The following is a 1,350-nucleotide window of genomic DNA, read 5'->3' as shown; positions in this document are numbered from 1 at the left end:
AGTTATGCGAATAATGATCCGGTGAATGCTGTGGATCCGACGGGACGGCATTCGAGCGGGTTGACGAGTGGGATCTCAGGTTTTAATCCGACGCAGATAGGGAATTCGATGAATTTTGTTGCGAGTCCATTTACTCAAGCTCAGAGCAATGATTTAACATCCAAGTTAAACCCTGGATACAATAGCAGTTCTGATTCTGTAAGCCAAGGGCGTTCTGTTTTTCAGATTAAGGATGCTCTTTTGGGTGCAGGGCCAAGTGCGGCTTGGGATGCGCAACCGATGTTTAATATTCCGTTTACAACGCCAACAACAGGACAATGGGCAAAGAGTTTTGGGAGTGAAATTGGAAGAGAAATCACAGATCCTAATTGGGGGGCAAGCGAATCAGCGCGGCATATAGCATGGATGGCAGGATTGACGGTGAATCACGGTATAGATGTGGCAAGGAATATAGGAAATTTTCATGAGAAAGGACAGGAAAACACCAATGATAGTCTTAGAGATCAATTCAACAACAAAATTGGTTTAAGAATAGGGAATGAGATTCGAGAAATGATAGAGAATCCAATATCTATATCATACCAAGGACATTTGATAACAACTGGCGGGCCGATGAGCATTGAAGAATCTAGGCGATTTATAGAACAACGTGCAAGAGAGGCGATATACAGTGGAGAGGCAGCAATAGACGATACAGATTCAAGGATATTTAATGGACGATAATTTATGAAGAAGATGATAAAGTTTCTTATCAACCAAGATGAGAAGACGATTATAATGTGGCTACAAAACATATTTATTGTTGGCGTTATTTTTATAATAATTTTAGCATCGATATATATTTTTTTGATAAGAGGGAATTGGACAAAATCAAATATTTTAGAAAGTCAATTACGCGGAAATCGTATAGCGGTAGCTTTAGAAGAATACTTTAAAGATCACCAATATTATCCTGAAAAACTCGATGATCTTTTATCAAAATATATCGAAAAATTACCTCCCCCTATTGCCGGGGCTGGTGAATGGGAGTATTACAAACCGAGATGGGACTATAGCAAGGATATAGATGGAAACATAATAAGGACATATTCAGCAGGGAGAACTTTTACTTTAAATTTTAGAAGATACCGAGATAAGCACTATCCTTATATGTCTTATAACAGCAGAACAAAAACATGGGAATTAGTGACTGAAAGTTTTTGATAAAAATAAGATGAGAAGTGTAGCGGGCAATTTGCGCAAATCACTCCAGTGCAGCGGCGGCATACAAGCGTGGATCGAGGAAGGAAGCGGCACGGGAGGGAGTGCGGTGGCAAGGGGGAACGTGAATGATGCGTATGGACACAGCGT

2 protein-coding genes are annotated in these 1,350 nt (G+C 40.3%); both read left to right on the top strand.

The genetic code is table 11. The annotated features are described in order from the left end of the window. Positions 1-723 (top strand): hypothetical protein (locus NZM04_00510; GenBank protein ID MCS7062526.1); only part of this gene is annotated, 723 nt, incomplete at its 5' end. Between the two features lie 3 nt (positions 724-726). Continuing rightward, positions 727-1,203 (top strand): hypothetical protein, encoded by a 477-nt coding sequence (locus tag NZM04_00505; protein MCS7062525.1) that lies wholly within the window; start codon positions 727-729, stop codon positions 1,201-1,203. The last annotated feature ends 147 nt before the right edge of the window (positions 1,204-1,350 follow it).

The sequence above is a fragment of the Candidatus Methylacidiphilales bacterium genome, assembly GCA_025056655.1.
GTDB lineage: Bacteria > Verrucomicrobiota > Verrucomicrobiia > Methylacidiphilales > JANWVL01 > JANWVL01.
Note: the sequence above shows the minus strand (reverse complement) of the source record. Positions and strands in the feature narration are given on the sequence as shown.